Below are 20,804 nucleotides of genomic sequence, written 5' to 3'. Positions count from 1 at the left end.
TCCCGGCCCCCGCCTCAACCTGATAAACACCCCAGACAATAATCAGCACCGACACCATGCCCTGCACATGCCCTGTTCCCACCATCGCCAGATTGGACCAATGACGGCTCTGCAACAGGATCTCGCTGCTGCGCTCGACAGACTGCTCCCAGCGGGATTGCATATGAGCTTCTGCATTGAGAGCACGCACTGTCTCATGCCCGCCCAATGTCTCCATCAAAATGTTCTGCCGCTTATTCCCCTCAAGGCTTGAAGCTTGAACGGTTCGCTCCAAAGGCAATTGAGCCGCCAGATTAAGCAGGCAAACCACGGGCACGGCAAGCAGAGGAATCCAGGCGATAGGGCCAACGATGAAAAACAGGATGCAGATGAAAAGCCCGACAAAGCAGAAATCCAGCAGGGCGATTAACGCTGTTGAGCTGAAGAATTCGCGGAGTTTTTCATAATCATGAACAGTCCCGGCGTATTCTCCGGCACTCTTGGTTTTGGCAGAAAAATCAATGTTCTGCACATGAGAGAAAATCTTGGAAGCCAGCCGCTGATCTGCCTTTTTACCAAGGCTGTTGAGGATGGATGATCGTGCCACCTTCAGCAAACTATCTCCCGCCAGCGCCAACGCTACACCAATCGTTAAAGCCCATAGCGACGCCACAGCGAAGTTGGGCAGGATGCGGTCATAGACATTCATGATGAACAAGGGAGAGGCGAGGGCAAGGCAGTTGATCAGCAAGGTCCCGAGCGCAACATTTCCATAGTCAGGCCAGAACCGCGTGAATTCGGACCAGAACCAATGCTTGTCGTTTTGGTGAACCTGCCCACTGCTGTCGCGTGCATGAAGAGATGAAAACAGGATCGCATACCCAGAGTATGCCCGCTGCAATATATCTAAGCTGAGATATTGCGGTCTTTCCAAATCTAAAGGATCCAGCAGTTTGGCCTGCCGTGTGGCTGCATTATAGCCCACCAGCAGGCGCAAGGCTCTGTCATGAAACACCAACAGACACGGAAGGCTGCTGCTGGAGATCTTGCTAAGAGCAATCTGTTGCTTTTCGGCTTGTAACCCACAATTCTCGGAGGCTTTTTCAACCTGAGAGAATTGCAACCGCCCATTGATCAGCGGAAGCCCGGCAGTCAACGCTGTTTTACTGAGGAAATTCCCATGGGCGCGGGAGACATAAGCGACGCTTTCAATCAGGGCGTCCAGCACCTCATGCATTGGATGGCTACCTTCCTCAGTATTGAGGGCATGAGGGCTGGACAAGCGAAAATCACTCACGGCGTGTTCCCTTGATTTATGACAGTAATCGCAGTTTCATTTATTTGTTTTTCGAGGGGCCACGCTTTGTTTGGTCTTCTTGCGAGAAGCAGAAAGATTAGGAGATGCAACGCATTACAGGTATCAAGTAATCTCTCAGTTCCCGCTAAGAAGTTTCGGTGTTCTTGTGGGATCTAAGAAAACACCCTGAGTAAAATGTGGCAATCTCGGGAACTTGTACTGTCAAATAAGGGGGCAAAAATAGCAGGAGTGTATTTACCAAGGCATTCGCTATAAGATCAGCGCCTTAAAATTCTGATTGTCCGGAATCGCAAGTTTCCCAATGAACACAGCGTTTCTCTCCAAACCAACATATCCGAAAGTTTGAGAGTGAGCGTGTGTACGAAAGGGGATAGTGGGATAATTTCCCCTACGGCAAGTTATCCCATGCATTCTTAGGGGTAAAACACGGGACCAGTGAGGTTCAGCACCCAGAACCCCTCAATCACAATAGCTTAGGCAGTTTCCCGGCTAAGAAGTCAAAAAACAGCTTTATGCGTGGAATTTGCTTGAGAGTGTGCGGCGAAGCCAGCCAAACAGGCAAAGCAGGCAATGGGTCCTCCAGATCAAGGCGCACAAGACTGTCATCCTCAAGGCCGATTCCAATCTGACCAAGACCAACCCCACATCCGGCACGCACCAATTCCCAGTAGGTCACCCTGTCATCACACCGCACACTAAAGAAGTCCCGGTCCACGTTCAGGCCAGCTTCCTGCATTCCGCGCAGGATCAGGTCAGACCTGTCGTACCCGATCCAATCAAGCGCTAAGAGTTCCTCTCTTGTGCTCGGCATGCCAACCCGCTCAATAAACGCGCGGCTTGCAAAAAGCCCCAATGGCGTCTCGCCAATCTTCTTGGCAACAATATCCAGCTGCGTCGGCGTAAACATGCGCACTGCGATGTCAGCTTCCTGAAACAACAGGTTTTGCGCATCGTCAGAAGGAAGAAGCTCAATCTGGATCTCAGGGTAGCTCTGCCGAAATTCTGCAATAAGCTTTGGCAGCACATAATGAGAGATCACCTGACTGGCGGTGACACGCACAGGCCCAGCAAAACCGCTTTGCTTGCGCTCTTCTGCATGAAGCAGAAATTGAGCCGCCGCAGAATGCATAGCCTTGGCGTGCGGCAGCAACGCTTCCCCATCCTCTGTCAAGCCAAGCCCGCGCTGATGACGGTAGAACAATGAGACGCCCAACTCCGCCTCAATCGCCTTCACTTGTCGCCCGATTGTTGGCTGGCTCTGGTTCATCTTCTTAGCTGCAGCTGAAAGACTACCTGTCTCCGCAACCGCTACAAAAACACCAATGAGATCCCAGGATAGATGATGTAGTCTGCTATTCATAATTGAATATCATATCTGCAATTCATTCGAATTTACATAGGAAATAAAGCGCCTACTATCATGTCTAAAGCGTGTTCCCGAGACGTGACTGCCGGTGTTCGGATAAGAATATGCGATTTGGAAAAGAGTATTGGACAGGAGCGGTCATGAGACCCGTAGCTTTGATTTTAGGTGCCTCTGGCAGATTTTCAAAAAACATGACTGAGCAGTTGGAAGCTGCAGGCTGGGAAACCCGCGCCTTTGATCGTGCAAACCAAAATATGAAAAAAGCTGCAGAAGGTGTTGATGTCATCGTGAATGGAGCAAATCCGCAATATCCGCACTGGAAGCGGGATGTGTTGCCCTTCACCCACAAGGTGATTGAAGCAGCCAAACACGCCAGGGCCACAGTCATCATCCCGGGCAACAACTACTGCTTCGGCCCAAACATGAGCTCCCCCATTGGCTCGCAAACACCTCAAAAAGCAACCAACGAGCTGGGTGTGATCAGAATAGAATTGGAACGCCTCTACAAATCATCAGGTGTGCGGACCATTTTACTCAGAGCCGGAGATTTCATCGACACCTCTGCCAGCGGCAACTGGTTTGACCTGATCATGTCCACCAAGCTGGAGAAGGGGAAGCTCATCTATCCCGGCAAGACCGATATACCCCACGCATGGGCGTATTTGCCGGATATGACGCGTGCCGCCGTCCAACTGCTGGAAATGCGAGACCAGTTGAACACCTATGAAGACATCTCATTCCTCGGCTACACATGGACGGGGAATGAACTCCGCAAAGCGCTCACAGAAATCACCAAACAGAATGTGAGCATCAAACGGTTCAGCTGGTGGCTGATCCGTCTGAGTCGACCTTTCTGGCCCATGGCAAAACACCTTTTGGAAATGCGGTATCTTTGGGATACCCCGCATTGGATGGATAAAACACGGTTTGATGAGCTGCTCCCTGACTTTGAGGCAACACCGGAACGGGAAGCCTTGAAGCAGGCCATCAGCCATTTATCCGCTTTCCAGCTGAACAAACCGGTCTCGCTGAAACAGCCCAAAAGAGCGGCATGAGATTTTGCCTGAAGTGGCCTCCAAGAGTTTACAGAGGCAAAGCCGACAGGATATAACTGAGTAGTCCAATCAGATGTATTATGCGGCATTTGCCTCTTTGAATTTTGGAGTGCTCTTTGACCTTTAAACTTGGAATTCTGGAAGTTGGCCGACCACCCGAGAACCTGAGCAAGACATTCGGTGATTACCCGTCAATGTTCGAAACGCTCCTGAAGGATCAGGGGGGCAACTGGCATTACATGTCTTACCCTGTGGTGGATGGCCAACTGCCTCAAAACGTTCATGACTGCGACGGCTGGCTGATCACCGGCTCCAAGCACGGTGTCTATGATGATCTTGAGTGGATCGACCGGCTTAAGACATTTCTGAAAACGGCCTATGACGAGCATGTGCCAATTGTCGGCATTTGCTTCGGACATCAGATCCTTGCAGAAGCGCTGGGCGGTAAAGCCGAAAAGTCCAACAAAGGCTGGGGCTGCGGCGTCTTCACTTACTATGTCCTGGAAAATCCCAATTGGGTGCCAGAGGGCCTGACCAGTTTTTCCATTGAAGCCTATCATCAGGATCAGGTGACAAAACTGCCAGCAGATGGAGAGGTCATCGCGTCCTCAGATTTCTGCGAGTTTGCAGCGATCGATTACAAGGGCAGGGCGCTCACGCTACAAGGGCATCCGGAGTTCAACAAGGACTACTCAGTAGCCTTGTTTAAGGAACGCCGGGGTGACACACTTCCTGAAGACATCGCCGATCATGCAATCGCCTCCTCGGAAGCGCCAATGCAGATTGGTGAGGTCGCACACATGATCGTAAACTTCATTCAGCAGGCAGCAGTGAAAGAAAAGCAAGAAGGGCACTAACTGTTGCCCTGCGCTGTTTAAGAGGCTCGGGTTTGCAACCTGAGCCTTCTCAAGGACTTACATGGCTATTTCCCAAGGCTTTCTTCACGCCAACGATAAGGCAGGCCAATACCCAGCCTCCTACTACACCGCGACCGCAAACAAGCATCTCTCCTTTCCCGCGCTGGAAGGCGAGCATACCTGCGACGTCTGCGTCATCGGCGCTGGTTATGCGGGCCTGTCTTCTGCCTTACATCTGGCCGAGCGTGGCTACAAAGTCCATCTCCTTGATGCGCACCGTGTTGGATGGGGAGCCTCAGGCCGCAATGGTGGCCAGCTTGGCAGCGGCCAGCGAAAAGATCAGGACGAGCTGGAAAGCCTTGTTGGTCAGGAGCGTGCCAAAGAACTCTGGAACCTTGCTGAAACCGCTAAGTCCCTGACGAAAGATCTCATTGCAAAACACCAGATCCAGTGCGACCTGAAACCGGGAATTCTCCACGCAGATCACAAACAAACTTATGTGAAACACAGCAAAGCCTATGCCGAAAAGCTGGCAGATACCTACGGCTACGATGAAATCCGCTTTGTAGACTCTGCTGAAATCCAAGAGATGCTCGATACAACGGCGTATCACGGCGGCACGCTGGATGTGGGGGCAGCTCACCTGCACCCGTTCAACTTCGCGTTGGGTCTTGCTGAAGCTTGCCAGAATGCTGGCGTGCAGATCTTTGAAAATTCTGAAGTGCTGGAGATTGAAAAGGGCGAGCCAGCCAGGTTGACACTCGCCAATGGACACGTCACTGCCCGCTACGTGGTCTTTGCCTGCAACGGTTATATTGATAGCCTTGAAAAGCGCGTCGCGGCGCGGGTTATGCCCATCAACAATTATATCATTGCCACCAAACCACTGGGCGAAGATTTGGCCCGCTCACTGATCGCCAATGATGTAGCCGTGGCAGACTCCCGGTTCGTGATCAACTACTACCGTCTGTCAGCAGACAACCGTCTCTTGTTTGGGGGAGGGGAAAGCTACAGCTTCCAGTTCCCGCGCGATATAAAGGCTTTCGTTCGCAAACCTATGCTGCAGGTTTACCCGCAGCTCAAGAACGTACCCATCGAATTTGGCTGGGGCGGAACACTGGGCATCACGCTCAACCGCATGCCATACTTCGCCAAACTCGCCCCCAACATGCTCAACGCCAGCGGCTTCTCCGGTCATGGTGTCGCCATGGCAACACTGGCAGGTCAGCTCATGGCAGAAGCGATCGACGGGCAAGCCAGCCGGTTTGACATCCTGGAAAAAGTCCCAACCCACGCCTTCCCCGGTGGCCGCCATTTACGCTGGCCTTTGATGGTTCTGGGCATGCTCTACTACAGCCTGCGGGACAGGCTTTAGACGCGAGTTCAGACCGGAATAAAAACCTGCCGCACGGATGAACTTCTTACCATTTCTTCGCCGTGTGTTGTGGAAAGGGATTGGTAATTATGAGTGTCATCGGAGTAACCTTTTCCCGCGCCATGGTAGCCAGAAACCTCTGGGTGTTCAAAATCAGCCTTCTTAAGGTCATTCGCTAAGTATTGAGCAAATGCCTGTTCTCTGTTTACTTCGATGAACAGAAAATTATTAATTTTTGTTTCGGATGCGATTGCCAAGTCTTCTGGCGCGAAAGATGTGGGCAATCGCGCATCTGCACCAAAGCATGATACCACGCGAATATCAGAAAAGGACTTGTTTAACCCTCCATGCGCAAGTTCTTTGGCTATGTCTTGGGACCATGCAACTTTGTAGCCATTTTCGCTTGAGCTCGTCTTTGAAGTAATACCTGCTGCACCCTGTAGTCCATGTCCCGCAATATAGAGCTTGTCTTCGCCCTTTTTCAGCGTACTCAGGATGCCCGTTTCCTCGTTACTGATTACGTTGACTCTCAAAAGTGCATCAGCGCGCCATGCATGATCACTTGCAGCACTCAGCATGTCTTCAAATTTATCAGGACCACATGCGGCGATGAAGCCATCTTCCGAGAGATCATTATCCGCCATGTAGGAGTTAAAACCAGAGGCAAGGCCACCAGCTTCTTGGTACATTTTCTCAGCGAGTTGATACTTCTGTATTTCGAGTTCAGCCTTGTCAGCGTTTGTCGCAACAATAAGAGAGCGCAAATCTTTACCTGCCTTGTCCCTCGATAAATTGGTGCCAGAAACCATTTTGAGTATATCGTCAGAGGCGAACGGTGCGTAGAAATACCCCGTTTTGTTGTCTTTCGAAGGATCTGCACGCGGCTGAGTTACCTCCTGAGCGTCAGAAGGACGCACATCAAGCGCAGTATGCACCTGTTCACTAGAGGAGGAGATCGGTGATGGGGCTAAATTCGAAATAGGCATGGGGCACCAATGTTATAGATTAGATGCCAACCATAGAGGCCTACTTATGCGTGCACTGTGACATTTAGGACATCCTGCATGTGGCGATGGGGCCAGTTAGGACAGTCAGGTCTTTGAGTTATGTGATTTGCGTTTTGCCTCAAAGGTCCGAACGTCTTGCATTTATTCTTGGCTGTATGTCGTTAGCACTCAGCTTTTCTCCAGCTCTTGCTCCATTTCGGGTTTGTCCAGATAAAGCCGTTGCCGTTGATAAAGCTTGCCGTCGACTTCCACCAGCAATCCTTGCCTGCGCAGCGAGGCCACATATTTTGCCATGCCCCGTCGGCCTTTCTTCTCAAAGAACGGCAAAATGCGTGGCATCATATTGGGCAGCACCATGGCCAGTCGTGTTAGCCAGGAGTCACTGGCTTTTGGGTAACGCTCCAGACATGGCTTTTCCAGATGCTTCACGAATTGATCAGCCACCACGCTCGGCGACTGCGGCTCATCAATGAAGTTGAGCACGCTGCCACCTTCCAACGCTTCCTGACGCAGCATGTAGGTGTCCGTGGCTGTTGGTAAAACGCAGCTCACCTTGATACCGTGCAAGTCTTCATCCAGCGCAAAGGAAAGCATGGCACCACGCAGGCCAAACTTGGTCGCTGCATAAATAGGTGTTTCGCGAAGCGGTTGTATGCCACCAAGAGAGGTGGTTGTGATGATACGTGGATCATCGCCCTTCAGCAGATAAGGCACAGCCAATCGGCTTAGCAGCAACGGTGCGATCATGTTGATGGTGATCTCTTCTTCAATGCTCTCTGGCGTGCGCTCATGAAAGCGATCAACCTTGGTGATCGCCATATTGTTGATGAGTACATCCAGCACGCCAAAGTTCTCTTCCACCTCGCGCAAAAGACGTTCCATCTCCTCGCGCTGTGTCAGATCTCCCACAAACACATGAACCCGCAGGTTATCCAGCCGGGCCTGAAGTTCCCGCGCAGCCCGGCCATTCTTATCTGCCAGCACGAGGTTCATTCCCCGCTCATGCAAACGCGTGGCGATGTGCCCGGCGATGTCACCACCACCACCAGTGATCACCGCCGTACGCCCCTGAAAACGATAGGTGCTCATGCTGCTACCTCCGCTTTCTTTGCGCTCGGTGAACCCTTTGACTTGGGCGCAGCCCGCTTGAAGCGAATATCCTCCGGGAAGGTCCAGCCCATCCGCTTGTAAAGCTTCTTCACGTACTTGGTGTGCGCTGTGGCATCACAATAACCTGCATGTCGGTCCGTCTTCAAAAAGTGGATGCCACCAGAAAGATCCGGTGTTTCACTGCGGATGATTGCGGCCAATTGGCTGGCACGAGATGGATTGTCTTGCTGGTCCTTCAGATAGTTGGCAACCAGCCCAGCCATATAGTCAAACCGCTTGTAGGCGCCGGAGTTGGTCTCGATATAGCTGATGCCAAACAGGTTTTTGTGCTCGCGGGAGGCCGCCTGAATAAACATCTTGGGCCGTCCGCCCTCATAGCTGAAATACTCACCAGCAAAGTCCAGCTGCTGGTTGAAACCGGTCGCGCACAGGATCAGGTCAATCTCCTCCCGGCTGCCATCTTTAAACACCACGTCTGAGCCATCAAGTCGGTCCACATGCGGCTTCACCGTCACATCCCCATGCTGCAGCGAATGCACCAGTTGAGTGTTGAGCAACGGATGCGTCTCAAACAGCTTATGATCCGGTTTGGGGATGCCAAACCGTTGCAGCGTACCGTTGAACATACGCAGCAACAGTGTGAAAAACGGGCGGATCATCCAGACAGGTAGATCAGGGCCACCATCAGCAAACACGTCCGCAGGCATGCCAAACACATGCTTGGGAATGATGTAATAGCCGCGCCGCATGGAGATGAAGGCCTTCTCCCCCAAGACACCCGCATCACAGGCAATATCACAGCCGGAGTTGCCAGCTCCAATCACCAGAACCCGCTTACCGTCAAACTCACGAATGTTCTTGTAAGTCTGGCTATGGCGGATCTCACCATTAAAGGAGCCTTGCAGCTCCGGCATGTTGGCCTGCCATTGCGAGCCCGTAGCGCAGACCACAGCCTTATATTCGCGGCACTCACCGTTGGAGAGATGAACCTGCCAGCGATCCTTCTCGGTCTTGGTCAGTTTTTCGATCTTAGTTGAGAAGGTAATCTTCTCACGCAGTCCATAAGCCTCTGCGAAGTCGTGCAGGTACTTCAGGATCTCGGTGTGCTTGGGATAATCTGCGAAATGGTCTGGCATCGGAAAATCCGCAAAGCCAGACAAGCTGCGAGAGCTGATAAAATGCGCGCTCTCATAAATGGCTGTACCATCGTGCTTGATGTCCCAGAGACCACCCACATCCGGGTTTGGGTCAAACTGATCCCATTCAATGCCGTTGTGCTGTAATGCCCGGGCCATCACAAGCCCCGCCGGGCCTGCACCAACAATGCAGACCGCGTCACCCCTATCTATAATCTCCACCGTTCCCTCCCCGAACTGTGAAAATCTTACCCTACGGCAAGAGGAGGCAAGTTTAGAAGGACATATACGGACGTAGGGCGGACAAATTCGGTCATATCTTGCGGTCACTCCCGTGTTTCCGTAGCATGACTGCATTGGGAGAGGGCATGCATTCTGAATTTGGCCAGTTGGCACCGCCAGAAGTGGCGCAGCATTCAAAGGTTCCACCGCACCTGTTGCGCTATCTGTTGCAGGAGCTGGAGCAGCGCGGCATCGCCGCAGGAAAGGTGCTGCCTCATACATTCCTGGGCCAGAATACTGACCCTTCGGTGTTTCTGTCTCACGAGGCCCGCCTGACCTATCAGCAAAGCCGCCTCATCATCCTCAAAGCACTGGCGTTGACGGGAGATGAAAGCCTCGGCCTTGCTGTCGGCTACCGTCAGTCCATCACCTCTCTCGGGCTCGTCAGCCTTGGCGTTATGGCAAGTGCAACGGGAAGAGCAGCCCTTGAGTTCGGCATCAAGTACCACCGCCTGACCGGAAGCATGCTGGAGATTGATCTGGAACCTGCAGCCGATAATGCGCTCACAATGATCGCGCGCAGTCGGTTCCATGAGCCAGTATTGCTCACGTTCTTCGTGCAGGAACTGTTTGCCGCCATGGTAGGCGTTGTCCGCTTCACAACAGGAAGCAAGCAAGCCATTCAGCGTATTGAGATTATGCAGGCACCACCAGCAAAGAAAAGCCTCTATCAGGAGGCACTTGGATCATCTGTCAGGTTTGATGCGTCACGAAATGCAATATTTTTTGACGCAGAGCACCTGCAACGTCCACTGGCAACCGCAGACAGGTTTGTTGTGCAGGAAGTTGAAACACTTTTGGCAGGCATGATGCAGGAAGAAAGCAACCGTCTGGGCTTCCTTAAAACCGTGGAGGAAGAAGTCCGCCGTGGCCTGAAAAACAACCCATCTATCGAAGAAATTGCGGGTGGGTTCTCCATGAGTGAGCGCAGTTTTCGGCGAAAACTAGCCGCTTTTCAAGTCTCCTTCCGCGATATCCTCTCGCAGATCCGCCAGTCGCAAGCCATGGAGCTGCTCTTATGGTCGCGCTTGTCATCCGAACAGATCGCAGCAGAGCTTGGCTACTCGGATCCAAGGGTGTTTCGAAGGGCATTTAAGCAATGGACAGGGGAGACACCTAGCCAGTTTAGAAAGTCCGCAACTCAACTGTGAATGGTACATACCGCACCAAAAGTCCCATTGGGTATCTCAACGTTATTTTATATTCTCCGAAAATTCCTTATAAAGGCGCAGGAAGCACATGTTGCGCTGCGCAATTCCGAAAGACAAAGAGTGGCTTTCGGTGAGGTCGCGCAAAGACATAAGTCTGAAAGCACAGGCACAGATCAAAAACCAATAATAATAGGCGTACGCCGGTTTGATGCTGAACGGACTGGCAATGAGTGCGCGGAATAACAAAGAATGAAGGCAGTTGGATTGCTCCAGACAAAGGGCCAGCTGCTTTGGATGAACGAAACGGGCACCTAAAACAATGTCTCATACATCTGCGACTCGGCGGAAAACCATTAAAGACATCATGAAGGCAAAAGGCCATCACAAGCTGGTCTGCCTCACGGCCTACACTGCACCAATCGCACAGATGCTGGATGAGCACTGCGATCTGCTGCTGGTGGGCGACAGTGTCGGCATGGTGCTCCACGGCTTGCCAGACACGACAGCAGTCACGCTGGACATGATGATCATGCACGGCAAAGCCGTTATGCGTGGCTCTCAAAACGCACTTGTTGTCGTTGATATGCCTTTCGGCTCCTTTGAAGAAAGCCCACAGGCCGCATACCGCAATGCATTGCGTGTGATGCAGGAAACCGGCTGTCAGGCCGTCAAGCTGGAATACAATTCCGCAGCGTCAGAAACCATCCGCTTTCTCGTAGACCGCGGTATTCCCGTGGTGGCTCACATCGGCCTGCGCCCGCAGTACCTGCATGTGGAAGGCGGCTATAAGGTTGCTGGCAAAAGCGAAGAAAGCCGCAAAGAACAGCTGGAATGCGCACGTCAGGTGGCCGATGCAGGTGCATTCTGTGTTGTCGTTGAAGGCACTAAAGACGAAGTCGCCCGCGAAATTTCTGACAGCGTGCCAATCCCGACCATCGGTATCGGTGCTTCTGTTGACTGCGACGGCCAGATCCTTGTCACCGATGACATGCTTGGGATGTTCGACAAGACGCCAAAATTCGTACGCAAGTACGCTGAACTGAAATCTCAGATCGAGCAAGGTGTAAAGGCGTTTGCAAATGACGTTCGCCGCGAGCAATTTCCGGCTGAGAACGAAACTTACTAAGATCGAAGACCGCCGTCGGTACCAATAGCACCAGCTGGATTGTGTGCAGGTCCTGACGGCTTTGCTCCCCAAAATTTGGAAATGTCAGACCCCCTCAGCAGCATGATATGGTGTGGGAACTGGCATGTCTTGGCTTGGGGGAGCAAACGGTGCTTATTCTGGTTTTAGGAGCTTTACTTTGCGTGGCAGCACTTGCTGCCTATACCTTTTGGGGTGTCCTCAACATTCAAACGCCAACCAACGGCCCGTCGATCATGTTCGAAGGCCGCAGAGGCACTGCGCTGCTGGTGATTGATGTTCAAGTGACTTCACCAAGAAAACAAGCTCTCGAAGTTGGGAGCCCGACTATTTGCAAGCCCGCCTCAACTACATAAACGCGCTTGGTGAGCTGGCACAGCAAAAAGGCTGGCCCGTCATCTCCATCCGGCAAGTTTACAAGGGATGGTACACCAACCTTCTGGTCCGCCTGTTGGGAGGAGGTTTGGGGGCAAAAGGCTCTGATGGCCTAAAGATGGATCCACGCATAACTATTGAGCCAGATCTGGATCTCGTGAAATCAAAGAGTGACGCTTTTGGCGAGCCGGCACTCTCTGAGTTCCTGAGAGATCATGAAATTGACCACCTGATCATGACAGGTCTGGACGGTAATGCCTGCGTCAAGAATACAACAATCGGTGCGCTTAACAGAGGGTACCGCGTCGAACTTTGCGACCCCGCCATTCTCGCCCAAAATCAGAAGGCATGGAAACTGCTGAAGGAGGCACTGCAGGAAATGGGCGCTGCCGTCTCATGGAATATTGTTGAGAATGAAGCTAATCTCATAACTGAGAAAGACCCAGCCTAATCAATCAGTTTGCCATCCTTATCAAAGAATGGGTGTTGACCACCAAAACCGCCGATAAAACTCAAATGGTTGATCAGTTCGCCCTCGGACCAGCGGAACACACGCACCGCTGGTGGGTCCATAACAAAGCCAGGTTCCCCGTCCGGATCCAGATCAAGCGTGACCTGATGGCCTGAAGCAGGGCAGATGCTCACCGGAATGCCGCTCTTGAAGACCTCGATTGCCCGGTGAACATGACCACAAGCAATCTGTCGGATTTGCGACTGCCCTGTAACCACAGGCCAGAAATCCTCGTCAGCGCGCATCAGCATGATGTTATCCATGTGCTGAATACCAGTCTTGAACGGCGGGTGATGCATGAACACCAAAGTCGGCTGATCTTTATGTGCGTCCAGTTCATCACGCAACCACGCTTGCTTATCAGCATCAAAATGGCCGTCATGCTTGCCCGGAATGGTCGTATCCAACCCGATAATGCGCAGGCCGTCTTTCTCAATGGAAAACTGAAGTGCACCCTCTGAAGTCAGGTAGTCATGATCCGCAAACGCATCCCGCATTGCATCCCGGTGATCGTGATTACCGGGGATCACATAAAACGGCATATCCAGCTGGTCGATCTCTTGCCGGAACAGCTCATACTCATCCGTATTGCCCAAATCCACTAAATCGCCGCTGATCACCACAAAATCAAGTCGTGGACGAAACGCGTTGAGGTGCGAAACGGCCTGACGCAAATGAGAAAGCGTATCAACACAGTTGTAGGCGAATTTTCCGCCAGCCTTGATGTGAATGTCGGTAAGCTGCGCGAAGATCATGTGTGGTACCCCAAAAAATAGGCTGCAAGTCAGAATAAACTCTAAGCGATGAATAAGCCTGCATCAGCGGAAATTGCGCTGCTGACTAATCCGTCTGACCTCAAACAACAAGTGAACTTTTCATGACAGGGGAATGGTTGCAAGACATCACTCCGAACAATCTGAAGGAGCGGGCAGGCGTCAGGCGCAATACAACCAAAGGCCGTCCACATATTAGCATTGCCTTGATTTGCTCATTTTCGCCAGTTTTAGGCAATAAAATCGCCTAACTGCGGGTTTTGACGCATTGAAAGGATTTTTAAAACATATCACAGTACACCCCTGAAATATGAGAGGCGAATTTTCGGGAGATATTCGGCTCCGGATAGTTTCGAGCCGTAGCGGAGGAGGAACCGCGAGCGGTTCATTGGGAGAAGGGCGTGCTATGGGGATAGCACGCCCTTATTTTTGCTGGGTCTGTTAAATGATCAGACTTCTTAAGGCGTAAGAGACCACTGCGATGGAGGCAACGCCTGCCACCCAAAGGGCTGCAAACCAAAGCAACCGCTTCCATAAAGGTTGGTCAATTTCGCCGGTTTTATCGAGGCTCATTAGTGATACCCTTCCGTTGATTTGATCTTGCCACGGAACACGTAGTACGCGTAGGCCGTATAGGCGAGGATCATCGGGATGAGGATGACCGCTCCCACAAGCAGGAATTTCAGACTGCTGTCAGGCGCAGCTGCTTCCCAAAGGGTGTAAACATTTGGCACCACATACGGGAAGATGTTGATCCCCAGCCCCACATAAGTCAGCAGGAAGATCACAAGTGACGCGAGGAATGGCGTGTAATCCGCATCGCTCATCAAAGCCCGCCACAACACCAGTGTGGTGACCGCAACAAGAAGCGGAACCGGGAATGTGTAAAGCAGATACGGGAAGCTGAACCACTTCTCCATAATGCTCTCATTGATGAACGGCATCCACATGCTGACCAGCAGAAGAAAACCAATCAGGACAAGAGCGGCATATTTTGAGACGCGGCGGAAATGAGCTTGCGGCATACCTTCCAGCTTCATCACCAGCCATGTGGCCCCAAGCAGGGCATAGCCGGAGATTACGGCAAAACCGGTCATGACAGAAAATGGTGTCAGCCAGTCCCACCAGCCGCCAGCATAAGTCCGGTCAACCACTTCAATGCCTTGCACAAGCGTTCCAAGCACCAGTCCCTGACAGAACGCAGCAACGATAGACCCTGCAAAGAAGGATATATCCCAGAACGGTCTGCGCTCGACAGATGATTTAAAGCGGAACTCAAAGGCGACGCCTCTGAAGATCAACCCGATCAACATGCCGATAATCGGTGCGTAGACTGCAGGCATGATGACTGAATAGGCGAGCGGGAACACGGCAAACAAACCACCGCCACCAAGGACGAGCCAGGTTTCATTGCCATCCCAGACGGGAGCAACACTGTTCATCATCAATGTGCGTTCATCAGCGTCTTTGGTGGTCGGGTATAAGATCCCGATACCAAGATCAAAGCCATCCAAAATCACATAGGCGAAGATCGCGACTGCAATGAGAAAACCCCAAATGAGTGGATAATCAAGAATCATGGGAACGATCTCCCTCATGTGGTTGAAGGGCCTGTGCAGGAGTGATGCCTGCGGTTCTGACAGGTACGCCTTCCTCAACGCCCTGGCTCGCATCCGGAGACTTCGCCATGGACCGGAAGATGTAGAAGATACCAACGCCAAAGACGATACAGTACACCGCTACAAAGATGACCAGCGAGGCCCAGACGGCAGGTGCTTCAACGGGTGAAACGGATTCTGACGTCTTGAGCAACCCGTACACGGTGTAAGGTTGGCGACCAACTTCCGTTGTTGTCCAGCCTGCGATGACAGCGACGAAACCAGCTGGCCCCATAACAATGGAAGCTCGCTGAAGCCATTCACTCTCATGAAGCCGGCCACGGATCCGAGACCATAGGCCCCAAACGCCAACCAGCAACATCAAGACACCAATACCAACCATGATGCGGAATGACACAAACACGATGGCTGCCGGTGGCCAGTCTTCCCGTGGGAATTCATTCAAACCAGGGACAACACCATCGAGGCTGTGGGTCAGAATAATGCTCGAGAGATAAGGGACCTCAATCTTGTACTTTGTTTCTCCAGCTTCCACATCCGGCCATCCAAAGAGGATGAGCGGGGCAGGGCCTTGGGAATCAAAGTGCCCCTCCATAGCAGCAACCTTGGCAGGCTGATGCTCCAGAGTGTTGAGACCGTGATAGTCCCCGGCAAGCATCTGGATTGGCGTGACCACAATCATCATCCACATGGCCATGGAGAACATCACCTGCGCCGCCGCATTAAAACGGTTCTTCAGCAGATGATAGGCACCCACGGCACCAACCACGAAGGCTGTGGTCAGGTAAGCTGCCAGCACCATGTGCACGAGCCGGTAGGGGAAGGAGGGGTTGAAGATAATCGCCCACCAATCCGCAGGTACAAACTGGCCCACGTCATTCATTGCGTAGCCTGTTGGTGTCTGCATCCAGCTGTTGACGGAAAGGATCCAGAAAGCGGAAAGAGCGGTGCCAATGGCAACAACCACAGTGGCAAAGAAGTGCAACTTCTTGCCCACGCGGTTCATACCAAACAGCATAATGCCGAGGAAACCTGCTTCCAGGAAGAAGGCCGTGAGCACCTCATACCCCATGAGCGGTCCAATGACCGATCCGGTTTTGTCTGCAAAGGCAGACCAGTTGGTGCCGAATTGATAAGCCATGACGATGCCGGAAACGACACCCATAGCGAAGGAAAGTGCGAAGATTACGAGCCAGAACTTGAAGACCCGCAAGTATACATCACGTCCTGTCCATAGCCATAAGCCTTCAAGGACAGCAAGAAAACTTGCCAGACCTATAGTAAAAGCCGGAAATATGATATGGAACGCGATTGTAAAAGCAAATTGGAATCGAGCTAGATCAACTGCTAAACTGTCCATGTGACCACCTGTCGATGGGATGTGCTAATTTTAAATCATGGAATTCCGTAGCGGAACACTGTTAATAATTATGTTTTTTCCGCGATCCATGACCAGTGCACCCCAAAAGATAGGGCACTTGTCTTTGCTGTAGTAACTGTTTCCTTGAAAAAGTGAGTTGCATTAGGAGCTATGCGCTATGCAAAGTGTCGCATAATTTCTGCTTATGCCCGATCCGACACGGCACTATCCAGTTTGTATTAATTCTAATTCTAATATTTCGTTTTGCCATGGAATGGTGGCTGCACAAACCAGTAAAGCAGCAACAAACCGCCTAGAATCGGTATGAAAGCGATGAGCAGCCAGAAGCCGGATCGATTGATGTCATGCAGTCGCCGTACGGCCACGGCCAGATTAGGCAAGAAGAATGCGATGTTCAAGATGGAGCTTAACGGAGCACCATCCTGCACACTCCCCGTGGGCAATCCCAGAGTAGGGGCGATCACAAAGTTATCGATAAGGTAAGCTGCGATCATCACTATGAGCACGAAGAGTACCCACCACCAAAACTCGGAGCGAGGCGCACGCCCAGTGAACTGCACATACTTCTTGAAACAGGTTCTGATGGCGCTTTGAAAACTAACCACGCTACTCTCCAAGTTTTTGTAGGGACGTTAGACCGCACATGCTGACCAGAACGTCGAGGTTGGCTGTCTAACGATGTGCCAGAGAGCAAAGAACTGAGGTCTGTGCTCCTGTTTTGCGTGCGTACCTTTTGCCTTAGCTGAGTTTGAGTGTTTACTCGTAATTGGCGTTGACGGTTTGCCTTGAAGGAAGCAGATGCCAGTACAATAGAAGCAATGCCCCAAAAAACGGGATCACCGTAATGAACACCCAGAAGCCGGAACGATCAACATCGTGAAGACGACGAACGGCTACCGTTAGTGTTGGTAACAACAGGAAAAGCGTAACAATCATTGTGAGGATGTTGGGCAGGAACATACCGACTGCCACTGCAGTTCCAGAAGTACCTGATGATTGCTGAAGCTCTGAGATGCCCAAAATAAGACCACTCATAACCAGAATATCAAAAAGAACAGCTACGGTGATGACAAGCGCATTGAACAAAAACCACCACCAGTATTCAGCGCGTGATGCACGACCATAAAAGTTAAAGTAGTTCTTCAGGCATGAGATGATGGCATCTTTGAAACTAAGTTCATCTTGTGAGTGCATGTAGGCCATTGAGCGCTCCTTTTGCAGGAAAGGCTAGAGCGCGCTTTCTCACCAGAAAGTTGAGGGCATAGGCTAAATGCAAAACAGGAGAGCAAAGAACGGGTCTTTACTCTCCTGTTTGTGTTTATTTGCTTAAGCAGAGCTTATTGTTTGAGCTGATACTGAACCGTCGGCGCAAAGCTGCATCCCCCACAGGAGCTTGCACAGCTACTGGAGGCGGAGCTTGAAGAGCATCCCACTTCCTCAATGCGCCCCAATGCTTTGAGTTGGGAGACCATCGCCATGGCAAAGTCACTTGAGATGTTCATATCCTGAGCGATCTCGCCAACAGTGGCACCGCCACGCTTTGCCAAAACACCTTCGATCTGCTGCAACATTTTATTCTGCGGCCTCCAGTGCTGCCTGATGCGCAATGGTGCTCTCTGCTTTCTGGCGCATGAAGACCAACACACTGACAATTGCAGCCAGCAGCCCAATGATCCAGAGCGCAGAAGATGTTGGGTGGCGAGCGAAGGTGCCAATCTGATAAGCCAGAGAAGCGCCGGAGTAGGCCAGTAAAGTGGTCCAGCCTGCCGCAAACAGAGCCCAGTTGCGCCCAACCTCTCGCCAGATCGTGGCCAAAGCTGCAGTGCATGGAATGTAAAGCAGGACTGCAATCATGTAGGCAAATGCGCCTACTTTTCCGTCAAAGTGCGCCGCAAGTGCGGTGAACAGGCCCACCTCAACCTCTTGCTCTTCAGCAGCCACGTTATAGCTGGAGGTATCACCAATATCGATGCCAAGTGGATCAAGCATCTGCGAGGTCAGATCCACAATGCTGGTCGTGAAGATATTGATGGCCTCTTGTGCAGTCTCCAGCGGCGCAGGAGCCCCACCTTCTTCATCAGTGGTGACGTAAAGCGTCTGCAAGGTACCAACCACGGCTTCTTTCGCAAAGATGCCAGTGACCAGACCAACCGTGGCAGGCCAGTCATCTTCACTCAGGCCCATAGGAGCGAAGATTGGTGTCACTTGTTTGGAAACAACAGCCAAAACAGAGTTGCCATTGGCCTCGTTGCCAACGTTTCCTTCAAAATCAACGGAGTTCAAAATAGTCAGAACAGCCACCACCGTGACAATAATCTTACCAGCGCCAAACAGGAAGATCTTCAGGCGCGTCCAGACCAGCTTCATCACCTGGGCAAACTGCGGCATCTGGTAGGTCGGCAGCTCAATAGCAAGGCTGGTGGATTGCCCTTTGTAGAAGGAATTGGACAGCGCCCAGCCTGTAAAGATAGCCACGCCAACGCCAAGCAGATAAAGCGCAAACACAATGTTCTGGCCGTTGACCGGGAAGAACGCCGCTGCAAACAATGCATACACTGGCAGGCGTGCGCCGCAGGACATGAACGGCGCCATCATGGATGTCACCACTCGCTCGCGTTCCGTCTCCAGCGTACGGGTCGCCACAACAGCGGGCACAGTACAACCAAAGCCCAGAATAAGCGGCAGAAAGGCACGACCGGGCAGTCCGATCCGGCGCATCAAGCCATCTGCAACCACCGCTGCACGAGCCATGTAACCGCTCTGTTCAAGGAAAATCTGACAGAGGAAAAGCAAACCGACGATAGGGGCGAACGTACCGACAGTCTGTAAACCTCCGCCAAGCGCTGTGATCAGCATTTCCAGTGCACCGCCCTCAAGCCCAACTGCATAAAGCAGGCTCAGGGGTGCCTGAATAAACAAGGCATCTCCCAATCCATCAAACAGATCGATGAAGTAGGAGGAAACATTAATCGCGATGAAGAACATCGCATACATCGCGCCAAGGAACACAAACGGGCCAGCCCACTTGGAAAGCACAAAGCGGTCAATCTTATCTGAGAAGCTGCGCACATCCTGTGGCTCAGGCAGTTCCATCAGTTGCGCGAGGGAATAAGCCCGATTGAAGTAACTCGTCGCCATCACCAACTCAGTTGGGTCTTGCAGGCGAAGCTCACATCTATTGGAAACGGCTTGAGCCTTCTTCAGCACAGCAGCAGGCACCATCTCACGCGCCAGCTTGTCTCCTTCCATCAATCGATGCGCCAATGGCATGGATTGATCTGACAAGGCCGGAGCCAGTCTGGCGATCTCATCTGCGAGTTCTTTGACAGGCTCAATCAGATCAAACGGATCTGTCAGCAAACGGGAGGGGACATCTGGTGAGCGAACAGCAGTTGACAATTCATCACGCAAACCAGCCAGAGAATGCTCATCGTGCACGGAAGTTGCGATCACCGGCATAGCAAGCGCAGCTGAGAGGCGATCCGCAGCAGCCTGCAAAACTCCGGCAGGCCACAAATCTGCTTTGGTCATCACCGCTACAATCGGCACATCAAATGCGAGTGCTTGCAACAAAATAGCGAGAGAACGCTCCAGCGCAATCGGATCAAGCACAACGGCCAGTGCAGCCGGGCGATCAGACAAAAGCGCCTGACGGGTAATGCGTTCGTCAATGCGGTCATCTTCAGGAGAGGAAAGCGTTGCAACGCCGGGCAAGTCCAGCAGTGCCAGTGCGGTGGTCTGCGTTTCACAAATGCCAGTCTTGCGGTCAACAGTAACACCCGGCCAGTTGCCGATAACCTGACTGCGGCCAGTCAGCTTGTTAAACAGGCTGGATTTGCCGGAGTTGGCAGTTCCAAGCAAATGGACTTGGGGTTTGTCTTCACAGCGGCAAGAGCCAGTGTCGTGGCAGCTCATTGGCTAACCTCTTCCACCAGAATAGTGTCAGCCAAGTCAACACCAACAGCCACGCGCTGAGAGCCGATAGAAAGGATACGTGCCCGTGATCCGCTGCCTTCAAAAATGGAAAGCGGACGATCACTGGTCAAACCAAGAGAACGCAGCTTCAGGGCATCTGCCCGGTTGCGTCCAAGGCGAACAACCTTCAGCTCAACACCTGCACGTGCTTCTGTCAGCGGCATAGCCTGTACAGGTGGAACGAATGTTTCGCGATAAGGTGCGAAGACTTCTTTGTGGGGTGCTTGCTCGAATGTTTCTCTGGCTAGCAAAGACATCAACGTCTCCAAAAATCTTATTTCTTGAAGACATAAAACTGCAACTGCGAATGACTTGCAATGACGGGAATCAAACAAAAAAGGAACATTGCTGCGTTATAGAGTACTGCTATCACTTTGGAATTATTATAAA

Annotated in this window: 21 protein-coding genes; 7 read left to right on the top strand and 14 right to left on the bottom strand. The window is 51.9% G+C overall.

All coding sequences use genetic code 11. The features are described from left to right. Both PPL9_RS16890 and PPL9_RS16885 read right to left on the bottom strand, forming a co-directional pair. On the bottom strand, positions 1-1,276 hold a 1,276-nt coding region (locus PPL9_RS16890; protein WP_244273409.1), incomplete at its 3' end, for an ABC transporter transmembrane domain-containing protein. A gap of 484 nt (positions 1,277-1,760) precedes the next feature. Beyond that, positions 1,761-2,657, bottom strand: coding sequence for a LysR family transcriptional regulator (locus PPL9_RS16885; protein WP_057463796.1), 897 nt, complete (start codon positions 2,655-2,657; stop codon positions 1,761-1,763). Positions 2,658-2,803: 146 nt separating this feature from the next. Between PPL9_RS16885 and PPL9_RS16880 the strand changes: the two genes are divergently transcribed. From PPL9_RS16880 to PPL9_RS16870, 3 genes are all read left to right on the top strand, one after another. Then, positions 2,804-3,718, top strand: coding sequence for a hypothetical protein (locus tag PPL9_RS16880; protein WP_057463795.1), 915 nt, complete (start codon positions 2,804-2,806; stop codon positions 3,716-3,718). A gap of 116 nt (positions 3,719-3,834) precedes the next feature. Further along, on the top strand, positions 3,835-4,575 hold the full coding sequence (locus PPL9_RS16875; protein ID WP_057463794.1) for a gamma-glutamyl-gamma-aminobutyrate hydrolase family protein: 741 nt from the start codon (positions 3,835-3,837) through the stop codon (positions 4,573-4,575). A 61-nt stretch (positions 4,576-4,636) separates the two neighbouring features. Continuing rightward, positions 4,637-5,950 (top strand): FAD-binding oxidoreductase, encoded by a 1,314-nt coding sequence (locus PPL9_RS16870; RefSeq protein ID WP_057463793.1) that lies wholly within the window; start codon positions 4,637-4,639, stop codon positions 5,948-5,950. 8 nt (positions 5,951-5,958) lie between these two features. On the opposite strand, the gene PPL9_RS16865 is transcribed toward PPL9_RS16870, so the two are convergent. The 3 genes from PPL9_RS16865 to PPL9_RS16855 all read right to left on the bottom strand — a co-directional run bounded on the left by PPL9_RS16865 (position 5,959) and on the right by PPL9_RS16855 (position 9,425). After that, entirely contained in the window at positions 5,959-6,936 is a 978-nt protein-coding gene (locus PPL9_RS16865; protein WP_057463792.1) for a hypothetical protein, read from the bottom strand. Between the two features lie 189 nt (positions 6,937-7,125). After that, on the bottom strand, positions 7,126-8,046 hold the full coding sequence (locus PPL9_RS16860) for an SDR family oxidoreductase (protein ID WP_057463791.1): 921 nt from the start codon (positions 8,044-8,046) through the stop codon (positions 7,126-7,128). Next, on the bottom strand, positions 8,043-9,425 hold the full coding sequence (locus PPL9_RS16855; protein WP_057463790.1) for an NAD(P)-binding domain-containing protein: 1,383 nt from the start codon (positions 9,423-9,425) through the stop codon (positions 8,043-8,045). Before PPL9_RS16855 ends, PPL9_RS16860 begins: the two co-directional genes overlap by 4 nt. Before the next feature lie 146 nt (positions 9,426-9,571). Between PPL9_RS16855 and PPL9_RS16850 the strand changes: the two genes are divergently transcribed. The 4 genes from PPL9_RS16850 to PPL9_RS16835 all read left to right on the top strand — a co-directional run bounded on the left by PPL9_RS16850 (position 9,572) and on the right by PPL9_RS16835 (position 12,606). Then, a complete protein-coding gene (locus tag PPL9_RS16850) occupies positions 9,572-10,636 on the top strand; it encodes an AraC family transcriptional regulator (RefSeq protein WP_082596921.1) in 1,065 nt (354 codons plus the stop codon). Between the two features lie 319 nt (positions 10,637-10,955). After that, positions 10,956-11,762, top strand: a complete 807-nt coding sequence (gene panB / locus PPL9_RS16840) for a 3-methyl-2-oxobutanoate hydroxymethyltransferase (RefSeq protein ID WP_057463787.1) — start codon at positions 10,956-10,958, stop codon at positions 11,760-11,762. Positions 11,763-11,869: 107 nt separating this feature from the next. Beyond that, positions 11,870-12,136 (top strand): hypothetical protein, encoded by a 267-nt coding sequence (locus tag PPL9_RS33395; RefSeq protein ID WP_208989433.1) that lies wholly within the window; start codon positions 11,870-11,872, stop codon positions 12,134-12,136. Next, complete coding sequence (locus PPL9_RS16835; RefSeq protein ID WP_208989432.1) at positions 12,112-12,606, top strand: isochorismatase family cysteine hydrolase; 495 nt, start codon at positions 12,112-12,114, stop codon at positions 12,604-12,606. Before PPL9_RS33395 ends, PPL9_RS16835 begins: the two co-directional genes overlap by 25 nt. Here PPL9_RS16835 and PPL9_RS16830 read toward each other — a convergent pair. From PPL9_RS16830 to PPL9_RS16795, 9 genes are all read right to left on the bottom strand, one after another. After that, positions 12,603-13,421, bottom strand: coding sequence for a phosphodiesterase (locus PPL9_RS16830; RefSeq protein ID WP_057463786.1), 819 nt, complete (start codon positions 13,419-13,421; stop codon positions 12,603-12,605). The two genes, PPL9_RS16835 and PPL9_RS16830, sit on opposite strands and share 4 nt — an antisense overlap. 459 nt (positions 13,422-13,880) lie before the next feature. Then, positions 13,881-14,012 (bottom strand): DUF2474 family protein, encoded by a 132-nt coding sequence (locus PPL9_RS32025; RefSeq protein WP_152986720.1) that lies wholly within the window; start codon positions 14,010-14,012, stop codon positions 13,881-13,883. Further along, complete coding sequence (cydB, locus tag PPL9_RS16825) at positions 14,012-15,019, bottom strand: cytochrome d ubiquinol oxidase subunit II (RefSeq protein ID WP_057463785.1); 1,008 nt, start codon at positions 15,017-15,019, stop codon at positions 14,012-14,014. Before cydB ends, PPL9_RS32025 begins: the two co-directional genes overlap by 1 nt. Continuing rightward, on the bottom strand, positions 15,009-16,418 hold the full coding sequence (locus PPL9_RS16820) for a cytochrome ubiquinol oxidase subunit I (protein WP_082596919.1): 1,410 nt from the start codon (positions 16,416-16,418) through the stop codon (positions 15,009-15,011). Before PPL9_RS16820 ends, cydB begins: the two co-directional genes overlap by 11 nt. A gap of 251 nt (positions 16,419-16,669) precedes the next feature. Then, positions 16,670-17,044: a DUF805 domain-containing protein gene (locus tag PPL9_RS16815; protein ID WP_057463784.1), complete on the bottom strand. Its 375-nt coding sequence runs from the start codon at positions 17,042-17,044 to the stop codon at positions 16,670-16,672. A gap of 151 nt (positions 17,045-17,195) precedes the next feature. After that, on the bottom strand, positions 17,196-17,642 hold the full coding sequence (locus tag PPL9_RS16810) for a DUF805 domain-containing protein (RefSeq protein ID WP_057463783.1): 447 nt from the start codon (positions 17,640-17,642) through the stop codon (positions 17,196-17,198). Between the two features lie 134 nt (positions 17,643-17,776). Beyond that, positions 17,777-18,010: a FeoC-like transcriptional regulator gene (locus tag PPL9_RS16805; protein ID WP_057463782.1), complete on the bottom strand. Its 234-nt coding sequence runs from the start codon at positions 18,008-18,010 to the stop codon at positions 17,777-17,779. A gap of 1 nt (position 18,011) precedes the next feature. Beyond that, positions 18,012-20,354: a ferrous iron transport protein B gene (feoB, locus tag PPL9_RS16800; RefSeq protein ID WP_057463781.1), complete on the bottom strand. Its 2,343-nt coding sequence runs from the start codon at positions 20,352-20,354 to the stop codon at positions 18,012-18,014. Next, positions 20,351-20,671 carry a FeoA family protein gene (locus tag PPL9_RS16795; RefSeq protein ID WP_057463780.1) on the bottom strand — a complete coding sequence of 107 codons (321 nt, stop codon included), beginning with the start codon at positions 20,669-20,671 and terminating at the stop codon, positions 20,351-20,353. Before PPL9_RS16795 ends, feoB begins: the two co-directional genes overlap by 4 nt. Positions 20,672-20,804 lie beyond the last annotated feature (133 nt).

Source organism: Pseudovibrio sp. POLY-S9, from assembly GCF_001431305.1.
Classification (GTDB): Bacteria; Pseudomonadota; Alphaproteobacteria; order Rhizobiales; family Stappiaceae; genus Pseudovibrio.
This window is presented reverse-complemented; position numbering and strand designations above follow the sequence as displayed.

Excerpts from the sequence above, each read along its gene's own strand:
- PPL9_RS16885 (WP_057463796.1), bottom strand. The coding sequence starts at position 2,657 with ATGAATAGCAGACTACATCATCTATCCTGGGATCTCATTGGTGTTTTT.
- PPL9_RS16880 (WP_057463795.1), top strand. The coding sequence starts at position 2,804 with ATGAGACCCGTAGCTTTGATTTTAGGTGCCTCTGGCAGATTTTCAAAA.
- PPL9_RS16870 (WP_057463793.1), top strand. The coding sequence starts at position 4,637 with ATGGCTATTTCCCAAGGCTTTCTTCACGCCAACGATAAGGCAGGCCAA.
- PPL9_RS16865 (WP_057463792.1), bottom strand. The coding sequence starts at position 6,936 with ATGCCTATTTCGAATTTAGCCCCATCACCGATCTCCTCCTCTAGTGAA.
- PPL9_RS16860 (WP_057463791.1), bottom strand. The coding sequence starts at position 8,046 with ATGAGCACCTATCGTTTTCAGGGGCGTACGGCGGTGATCACTGGTGGT.
- PPL9_RS16850 (WP_082596921.1), top strand. The coding sequence starts at position 9,572 with ATGCATTCTGAATTTGGCCAGTTGGCACCGCCAGAAGTGGCGCAGCAT.
- panB (WP_057463787.1), top strand. The coding sequence starts at position 10,956 with ATGTCTCATACATCTGCGACTCGGCGGAAAACCATTAAAGACATCATG.
- PPL9_RS33395 (WP_208989433.1), top strand. The coding sequence starts at position 11,870 with ATGGTGTGGGAACTGGCATGTCTTGGCTTGGGGGAGCAAACGGTGCTT.
- PPL9_RS16830 (WP_057463786.1), bottom strand. The coding sequence starts at position 13,421 with ATGATCTTCGCGCAGCTTACCGACATTCACATCAAGGCTGGCGGAAAA.
- PPL9_RS32025 (WP_152986720.1), bottom strand. The coding sequence starts at position 14,012 with ATGAGCCTCGATAAAACCGGCGAAATTGACCAACCTTTATGGAAGCGG.
- cydB (WP_057463785.1), bottom strand. The coding sequence starts at position 15,019 with ATGATTCTTGATTATCCACTCATTTGGGGTTTTCTCATTGCAGTCGCG.
- PPL9_RS16820 (WP_082596919.1), bottom strand. The coding sequence starts at position 16,418 with ATGGACAGTTTAGCAGTTGATCTAGCTCGATTCCAATTTGCTTTTACA.
- PPL9_RS16810 (WP_057463783.1), bottom strand. The coding sequence starts at position 17,642 with ATGGCCTACATGCACTCACAAGATGAACTTAGTTTCAAAGATGCCATC.
- PPL9_RS16805 (WP_057463782.1), bottom strand. The coding sequence starts at position 18,010 with ATGTTGCAGCAGATCGAAGGTGTTTTGGCAAAGCGTGGCGGTGCCACT.
- feoB (WP_057463781.1), bottom strand. The coding sequence starts at position 20,354 with ATGAGCTGCCACGACACTGGCTCTTGCCGCTGTGAAGACAAACCCCAA.
- PPL9_RS16795 (WP_057463780.1), bottom strand. The coding sequence starts at position 20,671 with ATGTCTTTGCTAGCCAGAGAAACATTCGAGCAAGCACCCCACAAAGAA.